The sequence below is a fragment of the Streptomyces seoulensis genome (assembly GCF_022846655.1).
GTDB lineage: Bacteria > Actinomycetota > Actinomycetes > Streptomycetales > Streptomycetaceae > Streptomyces.
In genome coordinates this window covers 342,641-364,094 of sequence record NZ_AP025667.1, presented here as the reverse complement: position 1 = coordinate 364,094, position 21,454 = coordinate 342,641, and the positions used below count along the sequence as shown (strand labels likewise).

General features: G+C 71.6%; 27 protein-coding genes and 1 pseudogene. 13 read left to right on the top strand and 15 right to left on the bottom strand.

The window, feature by feature from the left end:
• Positions 1 to 116 precede the first annotated feature (116 nt).
• The 4 genes from phoU (at position 117) to HEK131_RS01750 (ending at position 1,956) form a co-directional block, all read left to right on the top strand.
• Positions 117 to 788, top strand: coding sequence for a phosphate signaling complex protein PhoU (phoU, locus tag HEK131_RS01765; protein ID WP_217461402.1), 672 nt, complete (start codon positions 117 to 119; stop codon positions 786 to 788).
• A 91-nt stretch (positions 789 to 879) separates the two neighbouring features.
• Entirely contained in the window at positions 880 to 1,275 is a 396-nt protein-coding gene (locus HEK131_RS01760; protein ID WP_244333435.1) for a DUF6234 family protein, read from the top strand.
• Positions 1,276 to 1,429: 154 nt separating this feature from the next.
• On the top strand, positions 1,430 to 1,585 hold the full coding sequence (locus HEK131_RS01755) for a hypothetical protein (RefSeq protein WP_202495605.1): 156 nt from the start codon (positions 1,430 to 1,432) through the stop codon (positions 1,583 to 1,585).
• 122 nt (positions 1,586 to 1,707) lie between these two features.
• Positions 1,708 to 1,956: an SCO4226 family nickel-binding protein gene (locus HEK131_RS01750; RefSeq protein ID WP_217461404.1), complete on the top strand. Its 249-nt coding sequence runs from the start codon at positions 1,708 to 1,710 to the stop codon at positions 1,954 to 1,956.
• 82 nt (positions 1,957 to 2,038) lie between these two features.
• Here HEK131_RS01750 and HEK131_RS01745 read toward each other — a convergent pair whose 3' ends face one another.
• A complete protein-coding gene (locus tag HEK131_RS01745; RefSeq protein ID WP_244333434.1) occupies positions 2,039 to 3,223 on the bottom strand; it encodes a low temperature requirement protein A in 1,185 nt (394 codons plus the stop codon).
• Between the two features lie 547 nt (positions 3,224 to 3,770).
• Between HEK131_RS01745 and HEK131_RS01740 the strand changes: the two genes are divergently transcribed.
• Together HEK131_RS01740 and HEK131_RS01735 are read left to right on the top strand one after the other, a co-directional pair.
• Complete coding sequence (locus tag HEK131_RS01740) at positions 3,771 to 4,346, top strand: hypothetical protein (RefSeq protein ID WP_244333432.1); 576 nt, start codon at positions 3,771 to 3,773, stop codon at positions 4,344 to 4,346.
• A 10-nt stretch (positions 4,347 to 4,356) separates the two neighbouring features.
• Entirely contained in the window at positions 4,357 to 4,686 is a 330-nt protein-coding gene (locus tag HEK131_RS01735) for a hypothetical protein (protein ID WP_244333430.1), read from the top strand.
• An 18-nt stretch (positions 4,687 to 4,704) separates the two neighbouring features.
• Here HEK131_RS01735 and HEK131_RS01730 read toward each other — a convergent pair.
• The 3 genes and pseudogenes from HEK131_RS01730 to HEK131_RS01725 form a co-directional block, all read right to left on the bottom strand.
• Positions 4,705 to 4,836: pseudogene (locus HEK131_RS01730) on the bottom strand (IS5/IS1182 family transposase); the annotation flags it as partial.
• Between the two features lie 179 nt (positions 4,837 to 5,015).
• Entirely contained in the window at positions 5,016 to 5,138 is a 123-nt protein-coding gene (locus HEK131_RS30095; protein ID WP_279614239.1) for a hypothetical protein, read from the bottom strand.
• A gap of 224 nt (positions 5,139 to 5,362) precedes the next feature.
• The gene (locus tag HEK131_RS01725; protein WP_217461408.1) at positions 5,363 to 6,124 is read right to left on the bottom strand and encodes a phosphoglyceromutase; all 762 of its coding nucleotides are present in this window, start codon (positions 6,122 to 6,124) and stop codon (positions 5,363 to 5,365) included.
• Positions 6,125 to 6,264: 140 nt separating this feature from the next.
• Between HEK131_RS01725 and HEK131_RS01720 the strand changes: the two genes are divergently transcribed.
• Positions 6,265 to 7,530, top strand: a complete 1,266-nt coding sequence (locus tag HEK131_RS01720; protein ID WP_244333428.1) for an MDR family MFS transporter — start codon at positions 6,265 to 6,267, stop codon at positions 7,528 to 7,530.
• A 1-nt stretch (position 7,531) separates the two neighbouring features.
• Here HEK131_RS01720 and HEK131_RS01715 read toward each other — a convergent pair whose 3' ends face one another.
• Positions 7,532 to 7,957 carry a DUF2000 domain-containing protein gene (locus HEK131_RS01715; protein WP_217461410.1) on the bottom strand — a complete coding sequence of 142 codons (426 nt, stop codon included), beginning with the start codon at positions 7,955 to 7,957 and terminating at the stop codon, positions 7,532 to 7,534.
• Positions 7,958 to 8,007: 50 nt separating this feature from the next.
• Here HEK131_RS01715 and HEK131_RS01710 point away from each other — a divergent pair, with 50 nt between their 5' ends.
• Positions 8,008 to 8,814: an AraC family transcriptional regulator gene (locus tag HEK131_RS01710; RefSeq protein ID WP_244333426.1), complete on the top strand. Its 807-nt coding sequence runs from the start codon at positions 8,008 to 8,010 to the stop codon at positions 8,812 to 8,814.
• 7 nt (positions 8,815 to 8,821) lie between these two features.
• Here the strand turns inward: HEK131_RS01710 and HEK131_RS01705 are convergent, their stop codons facing one another.
• On the bottom strand, positions 8,822 to 9,325 hold the full coding sequence (locus tag HEK131_RS01705) for a YbjN domain-containing protein (protein WP_217461412.1): 504 nt from the start codon (positions 9,323 to 9,325) through the stop codon (positions 8,822 to 8,824).
• Positions 9,318 to 10,655, bottom strand: a complete 1,338-nt coding sequence (gene mshA, locus HEK131_RS01700; RefSeq protein ID WP_217461413.1) for a D-inositol-3-phosphate glycosyltransferase — start codon at positions 10,653 to 10,655, stop codon at positions 9,318 to 9,320. The genes HEK131_RS01705 and mshA overlap by 8 nt, the downstream gene beginning before the upstream one ends.
• A 177-nt stretch (positions 10,656 to 10,832) precedes the next feature.
• On the opposite strand from mshA, the gene HEK131_RS01695 reads away from it, so the two are divergent.
• From HEK131_RS01695 to HEK131_RS01685, 3 genes are all read left to right on the top strand, one after another.
• Positions 10,833 to 11,642: a class I SAM-dependent methyltransferase gene (locus HEK131_RS01695; protein ID WP_244333424.1), complete on the top strand. Its 810-nt coding sequence runs from the start codon at positions 10,833 to 10,835 to the stop codon at positions 11,640 to 11,642.
• 216 nt (positions 11,643 to 11,858) lie between these two features.
• Complete coding sequence (locus HEK131_RS01690; RefSeq protein ID WP_244333422.1) at positions 11,859 to 12,965, top strand: C40 family peptidase; 1,107 nt, start codon at positions 11,859 to 11,861, stop codon at positions 12,963 to 12,965.
• A 255-nt stretch (positions 12,966 to 13,220) separates the two neighbouring features.
• The gene (locus tag HEK131_RS01685; protein WP_244333420.1) at positions 13,221 to 14,513 is read left to right on the top strand and encodes a PP2C family protein-serine/threonine phosphatase; all 1,293 of its coding nucleotides are present in this window, start codon (positions 13,221 to 13,223) and stop codon (positions 14,511 to 14,513) included.
• A 177-nt stretch (positions 14,514 to 14,690) separates the two neighbouring features.
• On the opposite strand, the gene HEK131_RS01680 is transcribed toward HEK131_RS01685, so the two are convergent.
• The 4 genes from HEK131_RS01680 to HEK131_RS01665 form a co-directional block, all read right to left on the bottom strand.
• Complete coding sequence (locus tag HEK131_RS01680; RefSeq protein WP_217461417.1) at positions 14,691 to 15,059, bottom strand: DUF2516 family protein; 369 nt, start codon at positions 15,057 to 15,059, stop codon at positions 14,691 to 14,693.
• 108 nt (positions 15,060 to 15,167) lie between these two features.
• Positions 15,168 to 15,785 carry a hypothetical protein gene (locus HEK131_RS01675; RefSeq protein WP_244333418.1) on the bottom strand — a complete coding sequence of 206 codons (618 nt, stop codon included), beginning with the start codon at positions 15,783 to 15,785 and terminating at the stop codon, positions 15,168 to 15,170.
• A gap of 77 nt (positions 15,786 to 15,862) precedes the next feature.
• Positions 15,863 to 16,336, bottom strand: a complete 474-nt coding sequence (locus HEK131_RS01670; protein WP_217461419.1) for a helix-turn-helix domain-containing protein — start codon at positions 16,334 to 16,336, stop codon at positions 15,863 to 15,865.
• Positions 16,337 to 16,487: 151 nt separating this feature from the next.
• Positions 16,488 to 17,528, bottom strand: a complete 1,041-nt coding sequence (locus HEK131_RS01665) for a hypothetical protein (RefSeq protein ID WP_244333416.1) — start codon at positions 17,526 to 17,528, stop codon at positions 16,488 to 16,490.
• A 97-nt stretch (positions 17,529 to 17,625) separates the two neighbouring features.
• Here HEK131_RS01665 and HEK131_RS01660 point away from each other — a divergent pair, with 97 nt between their 5' ends.
• Positions 17,626 to 18,495, top strand: coding sequence for a GNAT family N-acetyltransferase (locus HEK131_RS01660; protein WP_244333414.1), 870 nt, complete (start codon positions 17,626 to 17,628; stop codon positions 18,493 to 18,495).
• Between the two features lie 20 nt (positions 18,496 to 18,515).
• On the opposite strand, the gene HEK131_RS01655 is transcribed toward HEK131_RS01660, so the two are convergent.
• A complete protein-coding gene (locus HEK131_RS01655) occupies positions 18,516 to 18,923 on the bottom strand; it encodes a MerR family transcriptional regulator (RefSeq protein WP_244333412.1) in 408 nt (135 codons plus the stop codon).
• Between the two features lie 50 nt (positions 18,924 to 18,973).
• Here HEK131_RS01655 and HEK131_RS01650 point away from each other — a divergent pair, with 50 nt between their 5' ends.
• Positions 18,974 to 19,876 carry an NADP-dependent oxidoreductase gene (locus tag HEK131_RS01650; protein WP_244333410.1) on the top strand — a complete coding sequence of 301 codons (903 nt, stop codon included), beginning with the start codon at positions 18,974 to 18,976 and terminating at the stop codon, positions 19,874 to 19,876.
• Here the strand turns inward: HEK131_RS01650 and HEK131_RS01645 are convergent.
• The 3 genes from HEK131_RS01645 to HEK131_RS01635 are packed head-to-tail and all read right to left on the bottom strand — an operon-like array spanning position 19,866 to position 21,443.
• Entirely contained in the window at positions 19,866 to 20,288 is a 423-nt protein-coding gene (locus HEK131_RS01645) for a hypothetical protein (protein WP_244333408.1), read from the bottom strand. The two genes, HEK131_RS01650 and HEK131_RS01645, sit on opposite strands and share 11 nt — an antisense overlap.
• Entirely contained in the window at positions 20,281 to 20,811 is a 531-nt protein-coding gene (locus tag HEK131_RS01640) for a hypothetical protein (protein WP_432215689.1), read from the bottom strand. Before HEK131_RS01640 ends, HEK131_RS01645 begins: the two co-directional genes overlap by 8 nt.
• 50 nt (positions 20,812 to 20,861) lie before the next feature.
• The gene (locus HEK131_RS01635) at positions 20,862 to 21,443 is read right to left on the bottom strand and encodes a TetR/AcrR family transcriptional regulator (RefSeq protein WP_244333404.1); all 582 of its coding nucleotides are present in this window, start codon (positions 21,441 to 21,443) and stop codon (positions 20,862 to 20,864) included.
• Positions 21,444 to 21,454: the final 11 nt, after the last annotated feature.

Below are 21,454 nucleotides of genomic sequence, written 5' to 3'. Positions count from 1 at the left end.
CAGTGGTGGTTCATTCGGGAGGGCGGAAACGGACGCGTACGGGACGGAACGTGGGAGCGTGGGGTTCGGCCGGTTGTTTGGGGCCCCCGACGACACGTTGTAGGAGAGGGAACCTGATGCGGGACGCGTACCACGAGGAACTGGACTCGATCGGCGACGGTCTGGTGGAGATGGCCCGGCTGGTCGGCTCCGCCATCGGACGCGCCACCACCGCCATCCTGGACGCCGACCTGAAGCTGGCCGAGAGCGTGATCGAGGCCGACCAGCGGGTCGACGAGCTCCAGCACGACCTGGAGGCGCGCGCGATAGCCCTGCTGGCGCGCCAGCAGCCGGTGGCGACGGACCTGCGCATCGTCGTCACCTCGCTCCGGATGTCGGCCGACCTGGAGCGCTCGGGCGACCTCGCCCAGCACGTCGCCAAGCTGACCCGGCTGCGGTTCCCCGAGCGGGCGGTCCCCCAGGACCTGCACGCGACCATCCTGGAGATGGGCCAGCTCGCGCAGCGCCTCATGGCGAAGGCGGCGGAGGTCATCATCACCAAGGACGTCGACCTCGCGCTCCAGTTGGAGCAGGACGACGACGAGATGGACCTCCTCCACCGCACCCTCTTCCAGCACCTCATCGACGACCGCTGGAAGCACGGCATCGAGACGGCGGTCGACGTCACCCTGCTGGGCCGCTACTACGAGCGGTACGCGGACCACGCGGTCGCTGTCGCGAAGCGGGTGGTGTACCTGGTGACGGGCGAGCACGCGGACGAGATCCAGCAGGAGGGGACGGGGGCCTGAGACGCCCTCCGGGGGTGGGGCGGCGGCGCCGGGGACGGGTTGAGTACCCGTACTCATGTGCGGCTCCCCCGTCCCCCCGCACCCTGCGTGCATGACCGAATCCCTTCCGGCTCCGAGACGCCGGCTCCCCTGGTCGCGCAGGACACGCCTGGGCGTGGACCTCGCCTTCGCGATTCCGCTGTTCCTGCTGGAGACCGCCTGGGTGGTACTGGACGCGATATACGGCGTCGGCCTCGAGGTATGGGCGGCGCAGGGCGACCAGGCTCGGATCGACGCGGCCCATCTCGCGTTCATGGACCGGCTGCAGGTGCTGCGGATCGTGGTGGTCGTCCTGATCGTCCTCGCGGCGGTCTTCCGCGCCCGCTGGACGGCGATCGCCCACCTGCTGATCGCCCTTCTGCTGGGCGGCGTACTGGGGGCCGAGCAGCACGACTGGGAGAAGAGCCACGCGACACCGGGGTGTGTCCGGTACAGCGCGAACTGCTGAGAGCGGCCGACGCCTTCCGTGCCGTGAAGCATGCGCGCAGGGGGCTTGCGGTGGTGGGGTCGGGCGTGCGGGCGCATCCGTGCGCCGTTGATGCGCCCAGTGCAGCGGGCATGGAATGGGCGGGGGCACCTGGCCCCCGTGTCGAGGAGGAGCCATGCCCGAATCCCCGAGCACCACGCCCGACCCCACCCAGGACCGCGACACCGACCAGGCCGTCCGGCCCAGAAGCCTCCCGCTGGTGGCCGCCTGCGGCTGCGGCTCGGGCTGCGGCTGTGGCTGCCAGCAGGGCGCGCCCTGCCAGTGCGGCTGAGGACGACGGCGGTGGAGAGGGGCCCCGGGGACTCCGGGGCCCCTCGGCGTGACGGGACGAGTCGCCATGAGGGGACGTCCGGGCCCAGCATGGAGGGAGGGACATCGCAAGGAGGTGTGACCATGACCAAGTTCATGGACGTCCACCACGGCATGGAAGGCATCACGGCCGACGAGCTGGCGCGGGCCCACCAGGCCGACCTCGACATCGAGCAGGACGAGGACATGCACTTCGAGGCCGCCTGGGCGGACCCGGAGTCCGGCACGGTCTACTGCCTGTCCGAGGCCCCGTCGGCCGAGGCGGTCCAGCGCATCCACGAGCGCGCCGGACACAAACCGGACGAGGTGCACGCGGTACCGCTCCACATCTGACCGACGTCAGGATCGCGCGCCCGCCCTGCCCCGCACGGCCCCGCGCGAGCCGGTGTTTGCCGCCCGGCCGGAGCGACCCAGCTCACCCCGCCTGCGGGATCGGCTTCCGGGCGCGGTGCGTCATCGTGACGACGGCCGCCACCAGGGCCGAGGCGACGCAGCCGGTGGCCAGTACCGGGCTCGGGGTGAAGGTGACCGCGAGGACGGCGAGGATGCCCACGGCCCAGACGGCGTCCTGCGCATCGGGCCTGGCCGCCCCGCGGTGAAGCAGCCGCAGGACGGCGACATACAGCGCGACCGGCACCGTGTACGCCGCCGCGACCGTCGGTCTGCCGAGGTGCGCGTGCCCCGTGAGGTACGCGATCTCGACCGCGAGCCCGGCCCCGACGGCCGCTGCGGAGGCGAAGACGAAGTAGTGCCCGTAGCCCCAGCGGAGCGCCGTGTTCAGGGAGTTGAGCTTGTCGGCCGCGCTCTGGGTGAAGTACAGCCACCACATGGCGAAGACGGTGAGGATGCCGCCGACGGCCAGCGGGGCGATGTCGCCGAGGGAGACCTCGGTGTCGAGGGCGGCCCGTACGGTGGCCGTGGCGGCGGTGATGGACTCGCCGAGGACGATCAGGGTGAACAGGCCGTACCGCTCGGCGATGTGGTGCGGATGCCAGGTGGTCTGCCCGGCGCGCTCCGCCCAGGCGGGGACGGCGAGTTCGGCGACGACGAGGACGAAGAAGGCCGGCAGCCCGGCGTCGTCCGGCAACGCCAGCCGTACGACCCAGCCGATCTGCACGACGAGGATGCCGACCGCGTACCGCAGGCAGGTCCGCCGGTGTTCGGGGTCGCTGCGGGCGGCGCGCAGCCACTGGCTCACCATGGCCAGGCGCATCACGACGTACCCGTAGGTGATGACCGTGAAGTCGTAATGCTCCAGCGCCTTCGACGCGCCCGCCGCCAGCACGAGCGCGCCGGCGATCTGGAGCAGGGTGAGCAGGCGGTACGGCACGTCGTCGGTGTCGTAGGCCGAGGCGAACCAGGTGAAGTTCATCCAGGCCCACCAGATGGCGAAGAACACGAGGGCGTACCCGAGCACGCCGTGCCCGACCTTCCCGGCCGCCATCTCATGCTCGAAGGCCGCGGCGGTCTGGGCCACGGCCGTGACGAAGCAGAGGTCGAAGAAGAGCTCGAGAACGGTGGCGGTCCGGTGCCGCTCGCCGCTGAGGCGGGGGACCATGGGGCGGCGCCAGGCGCTGCCGCTGGGCTGTGGGTGGTTCATGACGTCCCGTCATCGAGTGTGCGGAGCCCCGCGTGGGCCTTCCCGGCCACCCATGCTGCCGCACACTTTCGCCGCGGCGGGGCGTCTGCCTCCGCGGCACCGCGAGACGTCCTGAGGGCCGGGCCGGGGCTCGACTTCCCCTCCGGAGCGCCGACCTCAGTTACGAGGACTCACCTCTTACGGCGCTTCCCCGCCGACTTCTTCAGCTCTGCCTGTCCCCGCTTGGTCCAGTCACCTTGGTGGCGGTAGCACCGCGAGGTGCCCTTCATCGTCTTGTTCCCACAACTACCGCCGCCCTTCTTCGGCCAACCGCACTTTCCCTGCCTCCACTCACCCACGACCCACCCCCGGCGATCCGCTCCGTTTCCGCCGTCCAGCGTGCGCGAATCAGCAGGCGCGGGGCAGGGCGCGCGACCGGCGACTTCACGTCCTGGAGCGCACGCGGGGATCCCTCGGGGGCTCTTGGGAGGCGGGCCCCCGTTGTCAGTGCCGGTGGCTAGGGTCGCTGACGCGCGGTCGGCTTCCGGGGGTTCCAGCTCTGTAGGGAATGGTTGACATCCCCGACACAGAAGACATACAGAAGCATCCGGCAACGAAAAGAGAAGACGTGCGTGCTACGTATTTACGCAGGTCCACCGCGACGTTCATCGCGGCAGCGGGGGCCGCTGCCCTGCTAACCGCACCTGTACCCGCGAATGCATCCACCGAGGTGCCCGCAGCAGCCACGGTGAGCGCGTCAAACCCCTGCAAGTCGCAGCACTACTCCAAGGTCGCCTATACCTTCTACATCGGCCCGAGCAAGATGCCTCTGCGCTGCGGAACGAAAACTTGGGGCTACAAGCACATAGTTGAGCGTGGACGCTGGAGCACCAGCTTCAAGAACAAGATCAGTGACACACTCTTCAACGGCTACGAGAGGACCGCCGGGGTGTACTACCGATACAAGGTCGGCACTGGTTGCTCCTCGAAGCCGCCGAGGAAGAACTTCAAGGTGGTCGTCAACAAGGGCCCCCTTGGAGGGATGCCGGGCGGTCTGACGCCCCAGGGGATCATCACGGCCACGGTAGAGTACACAACCCCGGCCGTAGCTGCAGCGTCAGCGAGTGCAGAGGCAAAGTGCTGAGAGGACCCATATGGCCACCCCGGAGCAAGTAAGGGAAGCACTCGCCCAAAGACTTTCAGGACTGCAGAGCGAGGGAGGAGGAACCTCTCTTGAAGTCCTTGAGGTGAAGGTGACGTCTGTCTTCCCTAAATTGCTTCTGGAAATCCGGGTCAGCGTCTCAGGGCAACTCTGGGAAGTCTCACTTGACTACCAGGGTCATGAAGCAAGTTTGGTGAGCGGAGACCTCTCCGAAGAGAGCCTGAATTACCTCGGGATGCTTGTGCGAACCCACCTGTTCGAGTGGTGGCACACAAAGGACACGGAGAAGTTCTCAGCGCGCATGGGGAAAAGACTGGACTGAGAGAGTGAGGCTTTTCCATCATCGGGCTGAGCCGGCCAAATGCAGGGTGCGGACGGCCTGGACGAGGCAGGTGATCCGGGTGGTCGAGCTCCGGAGCCTGCGAAGGAGCAGCCAGGACTTGAGGGTGGCCATGGCCTGCTCGACGAGGGCGCAGCACGAAGCCTCTGGTGGAGACGGATTTCTTGGTCGAAAACCCTCTACCAGGGGCTTCACCCGTCTGTCAGCCCAACTGCCTGTCCCGCCCGACAGGTTGGAAAAAGCTCACTGACCACCCCCGGACACCCGAGCGCCCCCGCCGTGGCAGTCGGCGGGGGCGCTGCAGTTTGTGCCTACTGCTGCCGGGCCCGCAGCTCCTCCATGACCGCCCGCACCACCGGCCGGGCCATCTCCACATCCTCCGAATTGCTGGTCAGGATCTCCACCAGGATCCGGACCACCTCAGCCGCGGGCACGTCCGCCACTTCACACGCCTCGCAGTCCGCCGGGAACGGCGGCCTGAACTCCACGACGCCTCCGTTTCCCTCGCCTGCAGCCTCATCTGCTGAAGACGACTCAAGAAGGCCCGATCATGATCGTGCTTCGAGCTCTAAGCGCCACGGCCCAGCGGCGGCCCCGGCGCAACAACAAGCCCCCTGCCAACGGAGAACCCGCAGGCAGGGGGCTTGATCGTGCGTGCTTACTTCTTCTTGCCCTGGTTCTTCACAGCCTCGATCGCGGCCTTGGCCGCGTCCGGGTCCAGGTACTTTCCGCCCGGCGTGACCGGCTTGAAGTCCTCGTCCAGCTCGTAGTAGAGCGGGATGCCGGTCGGGATGTTGAGGCCCGCGATGTCCTCGTCGGAGATGCCGTCCAGGTGCTTGACCAGGGCGCGCAGCGAGTTGCCGTGGGCGGCGACCAGGACGGTGCGGCCGTCGAGGAGGTCGGGGACGATGTCGTCGTACCAGTAGGGGAGCATCCGCTCGACGACGTCCTTGAGGCACTCCGTCTGGGGACGGATCTCCGGCGGGAGGTCGGCGTAGCGGGCGTCGTCGTACTGGGAGTACTCCGCGTCGCGCGGGAGCGGCGGCGGCGGGGTGTCGTAGGAGCGGCGCCAGAGCATGAACTGCTCCTCGCCGAACTCGGCCAGCGTCTCCGCCTTGTTCTTGCCCTGCAGCGCGCCGTAGTGGCGCTCGTTGAGGCGCCAGCTCCGGTTGACCGGGATCCAGTGGCGGTCCGCGGCCTCCAGCGAGAGCTGGGCCGTGCGGATCGCGCGCTTCTGGAGCGACGTGTGGACCACGTCGGGCAGGAGATCGGCGTCCTTCAGGAGCTCGCCACCGCGGACCGCCTCCTTCTCGCCCTTCTCGTTGAGGTTGACGTCCACCCAGCCGGTGAACAGGTTCTTCGCGTTCCACTCGCTCTCGCCGTGGCGGAGGAGGATCAGCTTGTACGGTGCGTCGGCCATGCCTCAGAGCGTAATCCACCCCTTCCGCGCGTCGTCCGGCCGCTGACACTTGACGGCTTCTGTTAATCGAGTGGCCTCCGACGACCCCGTCCGAGTAAGTTCCGCATACCGCAAGCGCCACTTACCGGGGGGTCCCGTCCATGTCCACCGCCGCACCGAGCCGGCTGGTCGCCGCCGCCCGGTCCTCCGTCTCCGGGCTCCCCCGCGCCTTCTGGTGGCTGTGGGCCAGCACCCTGGTCAACCGGCTCGGCGCCTTCGTCGCCACCTTCATGGCGCTCTACCTCACCCTCGACCGCGGCTACTCGGCCTCCTACGCGGGTCTCGTCGCCGCCCTGCACGGCCTCGGCGGGGTCGTCTCCTCGCTGGGCGGCGGGGTGATGGCCGACCGCCTCGGCCGACGGCCCACCCTGCTGATCGCCCAGCTCGGCACCGCGTTCTCCGTCGCGCTGCTCGGCTTCATGCACGACCCCGTGGCCATCGCCGCCGTCGCCTTCCTCGTCGGCGCCGCCTCCAACGCCTCCCGGCCCGCCGTGCAGGCGATGATGGCCGACATCGTGCGGCCCGAGGACCGGGTCCGGGCCTTCTCGCTGAACTACTGGGCGCTCAACCTCGGCTTCGCCGTCTCCTCCGTCGCCGCCGGCTTCATCGCCGAGTTCAGCTATCTCGCCGGGTTCCTCATCGAGGCCGGGATGACGCTGGCCTGCGCGATCCTGGTCTTCCTCAAGATCCCCGAGTCCCGGCCCGCGCCCGCCGCCAAGGAGGCCGGGGAGCCGGAGATCGGCCTGGGCACGGTGCTGCGCGACCGGCGCTACATGGCGGTCGTCGGCCTGTCCTTCCTCGTCGCACTCCTCTTCATGCAGGGCTCGGTCGGCCTGCCGGTCGCCATGGGGCAGGCCGGGTTCACCCCCGCCGACTACGGCACCGCCATCGCCGTCAACGGCGTCCTGATCGTCGCCCTGCAGATCCCGGTCACCCGCTTCATCGAGCACCGCGACCCGCGCCGCCTGCTCGTCATCTCCTCGCTGCTCGCGGGTTACGGCTTCGGGCTCACCGCCTTCGCCGGGTCGGTCGGCGTCTTCGCGCTCACCGTCTGCGTGTGGACCCTCGCCGAGATCGTCAACGCCCCGACCCAGACCGGCCTCGTCGTCCGCCTCTCCCCCGTCCACGGCCGGGGCCGCTACCAGGGCGTCTACAGCCTCTCCTGGTCCGTCGCCGCCCTCGTCGCCCCGCTGATGTCCGGCACGGTCATCGACCACTTCGGCGCGGAGTGGCTCTGGGGCGCGTGCGCGGTCATCGGCACGGCGGCGGGCCTCGGGTACGCGGTGCTGATGCGGGGGCTGCCCGCGGAGGCGGCGGAGATCACCGTCACGGCCCCGGCCCGCCCCTCCGTCGAGAAGGCCGCCTGACCTACGGGTGCATCCTCGCCCCCTTCACCACCTTGTCCACCCCGCTCTTCGGGCCGTACACCGCCAGGCCGACCAGATCCAGGTCGGCGGTGGGTACGGCCCGCACGGCCGCCCGGTTGTCGGCGTCGTGGCCGGTCGAGAAGAGGTCGGCGGTGAACACCGCGCGGGGCAGCGAACGGCTCAGCACGCGCGTGTGGGCCGCGCGCAGCACCTCCTTCGTGGCCTCGAAGACCAGGACCGGCTGGCGGAACATCGGCAGGTAGGCGACCCCGTCGGCATCCTCGTACGGAGCGCCGATCACCTCGGGTACCTGACTGCCCAGGCCGCTGACCAGGAACGACGTCACATTGAGGCGCTGCCAGGGCGCGAGGTCGTCCCGGAGGAGCACGGCGATCTTGGTGTCGAAACGCAGGGGCTGTTCACTCATGCACCCGAGCCTGCCGACCGCGCCCGGCCCGGGTCTTGTACGTTTCTTGCGTGGCCGCTCACCAGCCCGCCGACCAGCCGGAAGTCTCCGCGTGGCGCCCGTCCGTACCGGGTGTCGTGGAGGTCTTCCACGCCCGGTTCACCGAGTACGCGTACCCGATGCACGTCCACGACGCCTGGACGCTGCTGATCGTGGACGACGGCGCCGTACGGTACGACCTCGACCGGCATGAGCACGGCACCCCGCGCGACACGGTCACGCTGCTGCCGCCGCACGTCCCGCACAATGGCTCCCCCGCCACCCCGCACGGCTTCCGCAAGCGGGTGCTGTACCTGGACGGCAGCCGGCTGAGCCACGACCTCATCGGCCCCGCCGTGGACGAGCCCGATCTGCGCGACCCGGAACTGCGCTCACGCGTGGGGCGGTTGCACCGGGCGCTGGCGATGCCGGGCGAGGAACTGGCGGCGGAGAGCGTGCTGGTGCTGGTCGGCGAGCGGCTGCGGGACCACCTGCGCCACCGCGACCCCGAACCCCCGCGTGCCGAACCGGCGTTGGCACGCCTGCTGCGCGAACTCCTGGACGAGCACCTCACCGACGGGCTCACCCTCACGGACGCGGCCGCGCTGCTGCACGCCCATCCCGCCCACCTGGTACGGGCGTTCAGCGCCGCGTACGGCATCGCCCCGCACCGGTACCTGACCTCGCGCAGGATCGGCCGGGCCAGGAGACTGCTGCTGGACGGGCTCGCGCCGGGCGAGGTGGCGGCTGCCACCGGGTTCTACGACCAGGCGCATCTGAACCGGCACTTCAAGAAGTTGGTGGGGGTCACACCAGGGCGCTACCGCAACAGCGGCTAGAGCAAGGTCAGTTGTCGCGCAGCAGGTGCGCGAAGGCGTCCAGGTTCCGGGTGGACTCGCCGCGCGAGACGCGCCAGGCGTGCTCGCGGCGGATCGCGGAGGCGAAGCCCAGTTCCAGCAGGGTGTTGAAGGCGCCGTCGGCCGCTTCGAGGATCTGGCCGAGCAGGCGGTCGATCTCCCCCGGGGTCACGGCATCGAGCGGGACGCGGGCGGTGACGTAGACGTCGCCGAGCCGGTCGACCGCGTAACTCACGCCGTACAGCTTGAGGTTGCGCTCCAGCAGCCAGCGGTGGACGCCCGCCTCGTTCTCGTCGGGGTGCCGGATGACGAAGGCGATGACGGAGAGGGTGTGGCGGCCCACCAGCAGCGAGACGGTGGTGGAGAGCTTCGCGGTGCCGGGGAGTTTGACGACGTAGGAGCCCGCCTCGGGGTTCTCCCACTCCAGCTCGGCGTCCTTCAGCGCGTCCTCGACGGTGCGCGCGGCCCGCTCCGTCGCCTCGGTCTCAGCCATGCTGCGAGCGTACGCGACGGCGGTGGGACTGCGTGGCGGCCGCGTACACGTCGGCGGTGGCGGCGGCGGAGGCGTCCCAGCCGAAGCCGAGCGCGTGCCGGGCGGCGGCCGCGCCCATGCGGTCGGACAGGCCGGGGTCGTCGGCGAAGCGGCGCAGGACACGCGCGTAGTCGGCGGGGTCGTGGCCCTGGACGAGGAAGCCGGTCTCGCCGTCGCGCACGGCCACCGGCAGGCCGCCGACCGCGGCGGCGAGCACCGGCGTACCGGCCGCCTGCGCCTCGATGGCGACGAGCCCGAAGGACTCGTTGTAGGACGGCATGACCAGCACGGACGCGGCCCGGAACCAGTCCGCGAGCTGCTCCTGCCCGACCGGCGGCCGGAAGCGCACGACGTCGGCGATGCCGAGCCGCGCGGCGAGCTTCTGCAGCCCCTCCGGCTTGGCGAGACCGCTGCCGCTGGGCCCGCCGACGACGGGTACGACGATCTCGCGGCGCAGCTCGGGACGCTCGTCCAGCAGGTGGGCCACGGCGTGGAGCAGCACGTCGGGGGCCTTCAGCGGCTGTATGCGGCCCGCGAAGAGCGGTATCAGCGCGTCCTGGGGCAGACCGAGGCGGGCGCGGGCGGCCGCACGGCCGTCGAGGGGGCGGAAGCGGTCGAGGTTGACGCCGGGGTGGACGACGGCGACCTTGGCCGGGTCGGCGTCGTAGTGCTGGACGAGTTCCGCGGCCTCGCCCGCGGTGTTGGCGATGAGGCGGCGGGCGGCGGAGACGATCTGGGTCTCGCCGATGACGCGGGCGGCGGGCTCGGGGGTGTCGCCGGCGGCCAGGCTGGCGTTCTTCACCTTGGCCATGGTGTGCATGGCGTGCACCAGGGGGACGCCCCAGCGCTGGGCGGCGAGCCAGCCGACGTGGCCGGAGAGCCAGTAGTGGGAGTGGACGAGGTCGTAGTAGCCGGGGCGGTGGCCGGCCCACGCCTGCATCACGCCGTGGGTGAAGGCGCAGAGCTGGGCGGGCAGCTCCTCCTTGGCCAGGCCCTCGTAGGGGCCGGCGTCGATGTGCCGGACGAGGACGCCGGGGGCGAGCTCGACCTTGGGGGCGAGGTCTCCGGCGGTGGCCCGCGTGAAGATCTCCACCTCGATGTTGATCGCGGCCAGCCGCTGGGCCAGCTCCACGATGTAGACGTTCATGCCGCCCGCGTCGCCGGTGCCGGGCTGGTGCAGCGGCGAGGTGTGCACGGAGAGCATGGCGACCCGGCGGGGCCTGCGGTGCAGCCGCAGCCGCGGGGGCGTTGCCGGGGAGCGACGCCCGAGCCTGCTGACGTACTGGCTCACTGGGCTTCCTCCTCGCTGCGGGCATGCCTGCCGGAGGACCGTCCGAGTCCTCCGAGGGGTGCAACAGCGGACGGGGTTCTTCCCATTTCCCGATCAAGCGGTTTTACCCAATCATGACCATCACTCGCTCAACCGTTCGGTCAGAGCTCCTCACCCGGCCCGCTTACCCTCATAAACATGGCAACCCGCGCGACTTCTCGCCCCGTAGGCACGGTGACGCGCGGGACGACCAACCCCAACCGGCTGCGCCGCATGGACCGCTGGATCGCCGCCACGCACGGCGCCGAACTGCGCCGCGCGGCCGACCCCCTCGCCATCGACCTCGGGTACGGGGCGGCGCCCTGGACCGCGGTGGAACTGCTCGGCAGGCTCCGTACCGTCGCGCCGCACGCGCGCGTGGTCGGGATCGAGATCGAACCGGAGCGGGTCGCGGCCGCCAAGCCGTACGAGCGCGACGGGCTCGCCTTCCGGCACGGCGGCTTCGAGATCCCGGTACCCGGCCGCCCGGCGCTGATCCGGGCCGCCAATGTGCTGCGTCAGTACGACGAGGAGCAGGTCGCCGCCGTGTGGCAGGGCCTGTGCGCGCGGCTGGCCCCGGCGGGCGGGGGTTCACGCGGCGGGCTGCTGGTGGAGGGCACCTGCGACGAGATCGGGCGGCGGCACGTATGGGTGGCGCTCGGCCCGGAGGGGCCGCGCACGGTCACCTTCGCCACCCGGCTGGGCTCCCTGGAGCGCCCCTCCGACCTGGCCGAACGACTGCCGAAGGCACTGATCCACCGCAATGTGCCGGGCGAGCCGGTGCACGCCTTCCTGCGCGACTTCGACCGCGCCTGGGCGGCCGCCGCGCCCTACGCCACCTACGGCGCCCGGCAGCGCTGGCTGCGCACGGTCCGGGACCTCACGGCCGACTGGCCGGTGACGGACGGCCCCGCGCGCTGGCGGCAGGGCGAAGTGACTTTGGCCTGGGAGGCGTTGGCGCCACGCTGACGCTGGCTCACCTGTTCGAGGGAATCACCGGGACACGCGGGGCCCGGGGGAACGATGTCCGTGCCCCGTTCGTCACACGGGCGGGATGATCGCGGGAAGCGCGGGGAGCCGGGGAAGTACGACTTCGTACGACCTCTGTCACTTCGCGCGGGATCGTGGCACCATCCTGCGGACGGACCGTAAGTTACTGACGGTAAATCAGCTTGGGGGCTCGTTATGGGTAGGGGCAAGCGCGGACTGCTCGCCGCCGCCGTGACCGTGGTCTGCGCGGTGACCGTACTGGCCGTGCCCGGTGCGGCGTTCGCCTCGGTGCCGGCCGGACCCGCCGAGCCCTCCCCGCGCGCGACCTCCAAGGCTCCCCCCGCGCCGGCGCCCGTTCCCGTTCCCGACCGGGAGCTGGAGAAGGTCCGCGCGAAGCTCGACGGGCTCTATCACGACGCGGCCGTCGCCACGGACGCCTACAACGCGGCCGAGGAGAAGGCGCGCGAACAGTCCGCCCAGCTCGCCGCGCTGGAGAAGAAGACCGACGCGGCCCGCACGGAGCTGGCCGAGCTGAAGGACCAGGCGGGAGCCGCCGCCCGCGCCCAGTACCGGGACAGCGGACTGCCGCCCATGGCCCGGTTCCTGCTCAGCGACAACCCCCAGCGCTTCGCCGACGGTGCCGGCACCCTGCTGAACGGCGCACGGGCCACCAAGAAGCTGATCGCCGAGACCGACCGCCTGGAGCGGGAGTTGGAGCGGAACTCCGACGACGCGGCCGAGCGCTGGAAGAAGCTGGAGCGGGACCGCAAGGACAAGGCCGCCGCCCAGAAGACGGTCCAGGAGCGGATCGCGGACGCCGAGAAGCTCGAATCCCGGCTGGAGAAGAAGGAGAAGGAGCGGCTGGCCGAGCTGGAGCGGCAGGCCGCCCACAAGGCGCAGACCGCCTGGCTGGACAGCGGCGTCCTGAAGAAGGCCGGCGACAGCGCCACTTCCGCGGGCGCCAAGGCCGTCGCCTTCGCCACCGCCCAGCTCGGCAAGCCGTACGTATGGGGGGCCGAGGGCCCCGACTCCTTCGACTGCTCCGGCCTGACCTCCCAGGCGTGGGCCGACGCCGGCACCACGATCCCCCGCACCTCGCAGGAGCAGTGGAAGCGGCTCCGGCACGTGGACGTGACGGACATGCGCCCCGGCGACCTCGTCATCTACTTCGCCGACGCCACCCACGTCGGGATGTACGTGGGCGACGGAAAGATCATCCACGCCCCGCGCCCCGGCCGCTGGGTGACCGTCACGGGCGCGGGCACCATGCCGATCCTGGGAGTCGTACGCCCCGACGCGTGACCCGCGCCACACGATGCCCCGCCTTGTGACCAACTACACGCGGGCGGGGCGGAACCAAGTGAGCTTCGTCATCCCCCGCCCCCACCTCGGCGGTCCAACTGCGGTACGGGACAAGGCATATGACAGGGGTCTGCACGACCCGGCCACGGCCCGCCCCATTCCGTCCGGGCGGCCGGTACCGCTAGGGTCACCGGTCGGCGGCCCGAGGACCCTCGACGCCGCCATGCCCTCGGGGGGTGGGAAGGAACCAGGACGATGCCCGTACCCGTACCGCGGCAGAGAGCAGTCCCGGCCGCCGAGTGCGGTCCGGCGCAGGTCTCCGCCGTAGCCCTCACCGAAGAGGCGCACCGCGACACCGCCGCCCTCGGCGTGGCGCTCACCGTGCTGCTCGTCGAGGACGACCCGTCCGGCGCGCTCGTCCCGGAGCTGCGGGACTCGGCCGGCCGGCCGATCCGCGTCCGTACCGCCCGCAACCTCACCGAGGCCGGCCGGCTGCTCACCCCTGACGTGAACTGCATCCTGCTCGACCTCGCCCTCCCGGCCACCGGCCGCACCGACGCCGAGGACGCCGACGAGCTGGCCGTGCTCCGTCAGGTCCTCGAGCTTGCGCCCAGGCAGGCCGTGATCGCGCTGACCGCCTCCGGCGACGCCGAGCGCGGTGCCGAGGCCGTACGCGTGGGCGCCCAGGACTACCTCTTCCGCGACGAGCTGGACAGCCGGCTGCTCAGCCGCGCCATCCGGTACGCCGTGGAGCGCAAGCGCTCCGACACCGCCGAGCGGCGGCTGGCCGAGGGCAGGCTGCGCGCGCAGGAGAACCGGCGCCTGGAGCGCGGGCTGCTGCCGACGCCGCTGCTGGAGGGCGCCGCGCTGCGCTTCGCCGCGCGCTACCGCCCCGGCCGCTCCCGCGCCCTGCTCGGCGGCGACTTCTACGACGCGGTCCGCACCCCGGACGGCACCGTGCACGCCATGATCGGCGACGTCTGCGGCCACGGCCCGGACGAGGCCGCGCTCGGCGTGGAGCTGCGCATCGCCTGGCGGGCGCTGACCCTGGCCGGGCTGTGCGGGGACGAGCTGCTGGGCACGCTGCAGGAGGTGCTGGAGCACGAGCGCTCGGACGAGGAGATCTTCGCGACCCTCTGCACGGTGGACATCGCGCCCGACGGCCGCCGTGCGGGCCTCTGCCTGGCCGGCCACCCGGCCCCGCTCCTGATACGCCCCGGCGCGACCCCGGTCCCCCGGCTCCTCCCCTTCGACAACAACGGCCCCGCCCTCGGCCTGCTCCCCAACGCCCGCTGGCCCCGCACCCAGGTGGAGCTCGGCGCCGAGTGGAGCCTCATGCTCTACACCGACGGCCTCATCGAGGGCCGTATCTCCCCCGGCGGCCCCCGCCTCGGACAGGACGGCATGGTGGAGATGATCCACCGCCAGCTCTCCGAGGGGCTGCGGGGTGAGGAGCTCCTGCGTGCGGCGGTGAGCGAGGTCAGGCACCTCAACGGTGACGAGCTGACGGACGACGTAGCCGTGGTCCTGCTGGACCGGGTGGCGTAGGGGGTTCGTCGCCGGGTCGGCCGGGGGGGGCCTGGTGACGGCTGCTGCCGCGCCCGCCTGTCCCGGACGCCCTACCGGCGCCGCCCTCCGTCATCAGCCCGTCCAGCCCGGCAGAGCGGCTCGCCGCGGGCGGGAACCCCGGGCCCGGCCACCGGCCCCGCCGAACCGGCGGAGCCCTCAGCGGCCGCCGTTGTACGGACCGTACGGGCCGTCGCTGCTGCTGCCGCCCCGGCCCTTGCCGCGGCCCCAGCCACCTCGGCCGCCGCCGGAGAGCTGCTTGACGGCGGGGCGGACGTCGACGAGGTAGACGATGCTGGCGATGGCGCCCGCGATCGGCAGGATGGACAGGATCGAGAACAGGTAGCTGACCACGAGGGCGATGGCCAGGACGATCAGCCAGAAGATCTTGTTCTGCTTGTCGGCCGCGCGGAACGCGTCCTCCCGCCGGAAGGCGGCGTCGAGCAGACCGAACGCGGCCAGCGCCATGAGGACGATCTTCAGGATTCCCATGAACCCCTCGAAGCCCAACATCAGCATGTTGTCCACCGCCCCTTGCCTTCTGGATCGCCTACCCGTGCCACGCGGTCACGCTACCCGCAGAACGGGCCGGGCACCCCGATGGTGCCCGGCCCGTACTTCTCGCGCCGTCCGCCGTCACTTGGCCGGCGGCGTCGGCTTCTTCGGCTGAGGGGCCTTGCGGGCGGCGGCCGGAGCCGGCTTCTTCGCCACGGGCTTCTTGGCGGCGGGGTCGGGCTTGGCGACGGCCGGACCGGTGGCGGTGGCCGGCTTCGGGGCCTCCTTGACCGTGCCGGGCTCGGGCTGGCCCTCGACCGCGATGGCGAATTCCTCGATCTCCTCGGCGGCGTCGCCGCGCCAGGTCTTCACGGCCTGCTCGCCGTGCTCGGCGACCTTCTCGTAGGCCTCGCGGGCCTTGACGGCGTACTCGGCGGCCACGCCGACGCCGCGCAGGGCGAGGTCCTGGGCGGTCTCGCCGACCTTCTTGAGGTCGACGTCGAGGGTGCCGATGAACCCGTTGACCTTGGTCTGGATGGTCTCCTGCGCCTCCTTGGCGCGCGCCGTGGCCCGCTCCTGCACGACCTTCGGGTCGGTGCCGCGCACCTGCTCGATGCGGGCCGGGGCCTCGGCACGGAGCTGCTCGACCAGGCTCGGCACCTTGCGGACCTGCCGGATGGCGAGATCGGCGGTACCGGCGGCGAAGTAGAGCGGAGTCGGGTCGCTGAAGGTCTTGCGCAGGTCGTCGGTGATGGCCATGGTGATGGTCCTCCCGGATTCGCGTTCGGCTGAGGTTGGTGTGGTCCGCGTGCGGTGGCCGGAGCCCTGGTCCGGCTTCATCCGGCCGTCCGCCGCGGACCGGCATCACTGCCGTCGTCCGTGCGGGTGCCGCTCACGGGGGTGTCGCTCGGCTGCGCTTCCGTACCTTCGGACTCCTCGGGTCGTACGGGGCCTTCGCCACCGAGTCCGTTCTCCTTGCGGAAGGACTCGTAGATCTGGAGCAGGACCTGCTTCTGCCGTTCGTTCAGCGAGGGGTCGGCGAGGATGACGGCGCGCGTCTCGACCTCGTCCCGGTCCCGCTCGGCGTCGAGGATGCCCGCGCGGACGTACAGCGTCTCGGCGGAGATCCGCAGCGCCTTGGCGACCTGCTGCAACACCTCCGCGCTGGGCTTGCGCAGCCCGCGCTCGATCTGGCTCAGGTACGGATTCGACACCCCGGCGGCGTCGGCGAGCTGCCGCAGCGACAGTTGTGCGTTGCGCCGCTGCTCGCGCAGATACTCACCGAGATTGCCGACGTTGAGCGATGCCATGCCTCCACCATGCCCACTCCCGCTAACTTTTGCAAGCACCTGCTTGCAAAAGTGTTGTGCCGGGGGTGTGACGGGGGGTTGCCGCCCGGTGTACGACGTTCCGCGCCCTGGTCCTCCCGAGCCCAGGAGGAACCGGAGACCGCCCTCGGCCTCAGCAGCGTGGCTCCGCGACCGTGTCCAGGAAACTCAGCCGCACCGCGACCAGTTCCCCCGACGCGTCCAGGTCCGCCGAGAGCGGGAAGTAGCCGTCTCCCCAGGTCGTCATCGCGCAGAGCAGTCGGGCCGCTCCGATGTCCACCGTTCCGGACTCGAGTTCCGAGGCGCGGATCCGGCGCATGACCTGCCAGTGGTGGGAGTGGGGCCGGAAGTCCACCATCAGGCGGCGGCCGTTCTCCCGTGCCCAGCTCTGGACCGCGTGAGCCTTCTCCATGGCCTCGGCCACGGCCAGTCCGGTCCAGCCGCGAATGCCGGGCTCGCCGGGTTCGCCCAGCTCAGGGGCCGCGAAGACCGCGGCGGCCTCGTCCGCCGCCGCGCCCCAGAAGGCGACGTCGGCGAGGCCGTCCACGGGCTCGTCGTGCTGCCAGGTGTTCAGGGCGTCGACGTCGCCGAAGAGCACGCGGGCCCAGTCGACGCCGATGTGGCCGAGCGGTACGGACGTCTCCGCCGGGGCCTCGCTCGTACGGACCGTGATCTCCGACCAGTGCGGCCCGTTCCCGGTTCGCGTGGCCAGCACCGGCAGGCGGCGGTCGCGGGGGACGCCTTCCACCGCGACGACGGGGATCCCGAACATCAGGAAACTCCCGCCGCCCTCGGCGGCCGTGCGGCGTGCGCGCCGGGCATGTGGTTCACGGCTCGGCAGCGCCTCCAGGCGGGCGTCCAGGCCGCCGGTCCGGCAGTGTTCCCCGAACACCCCCTCTAGTTCCGCCGCCCGTGAGGCAGGGATGTCGTGCAGCATGGCGCCCGGCTGGCGACCGAAGCTCCGGGCCGCCGCCGAGGCGTCCGGGCCGACCACGGCGAAGTCGACCGAGTCGGCCACCTCCTCGGCAGTCTCCGGGTCATCGGCGCCGAGCAGAGCGGGGTCGATCTCCGCCGGTGACCGTTCCCCGCTCCACAGACCCAGATGTCCGCCGTCCACGACGACCAGGGTTCCCGAGGGACAACTGATCTCGCCGAGCCTGAAGATCGTTTCCATGGCGCGCGAGTCTACGGGCGCCCGAGTGGGCGGCAAGGGGACGCATGACCTGGCGTGAAACCACCCGCCACCTCCCCCGCTTGCGGAAGCATGAAGCATGCGTTCAACCGACTGGTACCTCACCGACGACGTCGACGACTTCCTCGCCCGGGCCGGAGGCTTCCTGCGGTCGCGGCCCGGAGCGCATCTGATGCAGCTCACCTGGGCCGAGCGGGTGCGGGTGCGGGGCGCGGCGGCGTTCGCGCAGACGCCCGGTTTCGGCGTGCTGGAACAGGACGGCGAGGTCACCGGCACCTTCTACCGGCTCCCGCCGCACGCCCTGGGCCTCTCCCCGCTCACGCCCGAGCAGGCCGACTCCCTCGCCGCCCACCTCGCCGGCCTCGGACACTCCCCCACCTCCGTCAGCGGGGACCAGGACACCGCCACCGCCTTCGCCGAGGCGTGGCAGCGGCACACCGGCGCGGCGGCGAAGCTCCGCGACGTTCGGGTCCGCCTGTACCAACTCGGCACCCTCACCCCGCCCGAGCCACTCCCGGCGGGCCGGGCCCGCGTGCTGGGCGAGCAGGATCTCGACCAAGCCATCTTCTGGTGCGGCGAGTTCGCCAAGGCCGTCGGGGAGGACGTCACCGTCGACGCCGACACCTGGCTCAGCACCCGCTACGCCGACAAGCGCTACACCCTCTGGGAGACCCCGGACGGCACCCCCGTCTCCGTCGCGGGCATGAACCCGCTGATCGGCGGCCAGATCCAGGTCGACATCGTCTACACCCCGGCCCACCTGCGCGGGCACGGCTACGCGGGTGCCGTCGCGGCCGAGGTCAGCCGGGCCGCCCTGGCCGCCGGCGCCCAGGACGTCGTCCTCTTCGCCGACCGGTCCAACCCCACCAGCAACGCCCTCTACCAACGCCTCGGCTACCGCCCGCTGTCCGACTGGGCGGCGTACGACTTCACGCCCGCGGCACCGTAGGGACGCCGCGCGGAAGCCGCTCAGCGTGTGGGGCTGACGTCCGGCTCCACCGGGCCGACAGAGCTGCGGGCCACCTCCGCCGGGGCCGCCTCGATCACCCGCGTCAGGGCCTCCCGGGAAGTCTGGAGATCCTGAATGGCCTGGGTGATGCGGTCGCGTTCCTTGAAGAGGTGCAGGAGGAGGTCGGGGCAGGTCGGTACCAGGCGGTCCGTCTCCTCCCGCAGGCACGGCAGGATCGTGGCGATGGTGGCGGTGTTCAGCCCCGCCGCGAGCAGACCGCGGATACGGGACACCGTGTGGACGTCCCCCTCGCGATACTCGCGGTAGCCGCTGGGGAGGCGTTCCGGGTGAAGGAGGTCCTGCTCCTCGTAGTAGCGCAGCAGCCGTTCGTGGACGCCGGTCCGGCGGGACAGCTCTCCGATGCGCACGGGCAACTCCCCTTGACTCTCACATGGGTGTGAGAGTTTACCGTCCGGGCATGAGCGAGAACCTCCCCCTGACCACGCGCGCCGTGCAGATCGACCATCACGGCGGACCCGAAGTGCTGACCGTGCGCGAGATCGCCCGGCCTGCCCTCACCGACGGCGAAGTCCTCGTCGCCGTCACCGCCACCAGCCTCAATCCGGTGGACTGGAAGACCCGCGCCTGGCAGGTCGGCCCACCCTTGCCCGCGACGCTGGGATGGGATCTCGCGGGGCGGGTCGTCGCCAGCGCAGATCCCGGGCACCGGGTGGGTGACGAGGTGATCGGCATGTCGGCGCAGATCGCCACCGGACGTGGCACCTGGGCAGAACTGGTCTCGCTGCCTGGGCACTTGCTCGCTCCGGCACCTACGAGCCTGCCGCTGACCGAGTCCGCCGCACTCCCCCTGGCCGGGACCACCGCGCTCCAAGCCCTGCGTGCCGCCGGACCGGCTCCCGGTGAACGTGTCCTGATCACAGGCGCGATCGGCGGCGTGGGCGGTCTGGCCGTGCAACTCGCCCGGCACACCGGCGTACAGGTCGACGCCCTCGTCTCCCGACCGGAACACGAGCCGTCAGCAGTTGACTTGGGAGCCGCTCGTGCGTGGCACCGGGCAGCCGACCTCCCCGCCGGCCACTACCACGTCGTCCTCGACACCGCAGGCGTCGACGCGTCCACCGCCCTCGCTCCCGGCGGCCGTTACGTCTCCATCTCGGACGAGCCCCTGCCCGACCTGCCGAACGCCCGCAAGAGCTATGTTCAGGAGAGTGCGGCCGACCTCGCGCACCTGGCCGAGCTCGTCGACACCGGCGAACTGCGCCTGCGCGTAGCCGCCCGCCACCCCTTCACCGAAATCCGCACCGCCCACGAGCGGTTCGAGGCCGGCGGACTGCTGGGCAAGGTCCTGGTCACCTTCTGAACTCCAGGAACTCCCGGAGACTGCTTGCCTCCAGATCGAACTGCCCTGTTGGCGATGGGCTCGTGGCCCGCCAGACCCGGCCGGAGCTGGACAGGGCGTAGGCGTGGCCGTCGGGTGTCGTGGCGAAGAGCAGGGCCGGTTCCTCGCCCGGGATCCCGATCTCGCCGTGCTCGCGGAAGCGGGCGGCGACCGTCGCGGCCGGGTGGACGGAGCGTCCGTCGGGGAGGCGGGCCTCGGCGAGCACCCAGTACAGCGTGGTCAGGTCGGAGGGGACCGGGGTGAGTTCCACCAGGGCGTCCGTGGCCCGGTGGCTCTCCTCGGTCGCCCGGACGAGCCCGCTGCCGCCCGGCCCCGCCTCCATGCCTGCGCACCAGGCCCGTACCCACTCCGCGTCGAGCCGTTCCTCAGTCATGGCCGTCCGTGCTCCACAGGGTCAGGTCGCTGCTCGTGGCCACCGCGAGGGTGTGGCCCGTCGGGGAGAAGCCGGCGGCGCGGAACTCGGAGTGGGTGGAGTGGAGGACGTGCCACCATGTGCCGCCCGGCGGGCCGGTGTTGACGCCGCCGGACGCGGAGAGGATGACGCGGTCGTGGGGCCAGTCCGGGCTGACCACGCTCACGGTCCAGCCCGTCCCCGAGCCGCTGTGCAGGCCGCCGCCGAAGAGACCCGCGATGCGGACCGGGGTGTCCGCGACCGGGCCGAGGCCGGGACACGTGAGGTCGGCCGACATGTCCGGGGTGTCCGTCTCGGGGTCCGGGTCGTGGTCGCGGGCGATCCGCTCGCCGGTGACCGCGTCGAAGAGGCCGTGCCCGCTGGTGGACACCACCATCACCAGGTCGCGCCCGGTCTCCGGATGCGCGGCGAAGCCGATGCCGAGCAGCCCGCCGACCGGGACCGGGCCGTCGCCCACCGGCCGCCACGGCGGCGGAGCCGGCATCACGGGCGCGGCCAGATAGCGCTCCCGCAGCGCCCGTCGGTGCTCCGTCGTCACGCCGCCCCGCTCCCGTACCGCAGCCCGTCGATCAGCAGCGAGAGCATGCGGGTGGTGTGGCCGTCGTCGTCCTGGGCCGGGAGGGTCAGGTTGCCGACGGCGCGGAGGAGGTCCTCGGGGTCGATGTCGGTGCGGATGCGGCCCGCCTCGGCCGCCGTGCCGAGGAGGCCCTCCAGGGCGGGGAGCAGGCGGAGCTGGAAGTAGGCGGGGAGGCTGTCGTAGGCCGGGTCGCCGGAGTGCAGGGCGGCGCTGAGGCCGCGCTTGGTGGCGATGAAGTGGGTGAAGCGCAGGAGCCAGAGGCGCAGGGCCTCGACGGGTTCGTGCTCGGCGGCGAGCGCGGGCGCGGTGTCGGCGCAGGCGTCGACCTCGTGGCGGAAGACCGCGGCGATGAGGTCGGAGCGCTGCGGGAAGTGCCGGTAGAGGGTGCCCGCGCCGACGCCCGCCTTGGCCGTGATCTGCCGTACGGGCGCGTCCACGCCGGACTCGGCGAACACCTCGGCGGCGGCCGTGAGCAGCGTGTCGATGCTGCGCCGCGCGTCGGCCCTCAGGCGCGGGCGGGACGGCTCGGCGTCGGTCATGCCAGACCTCC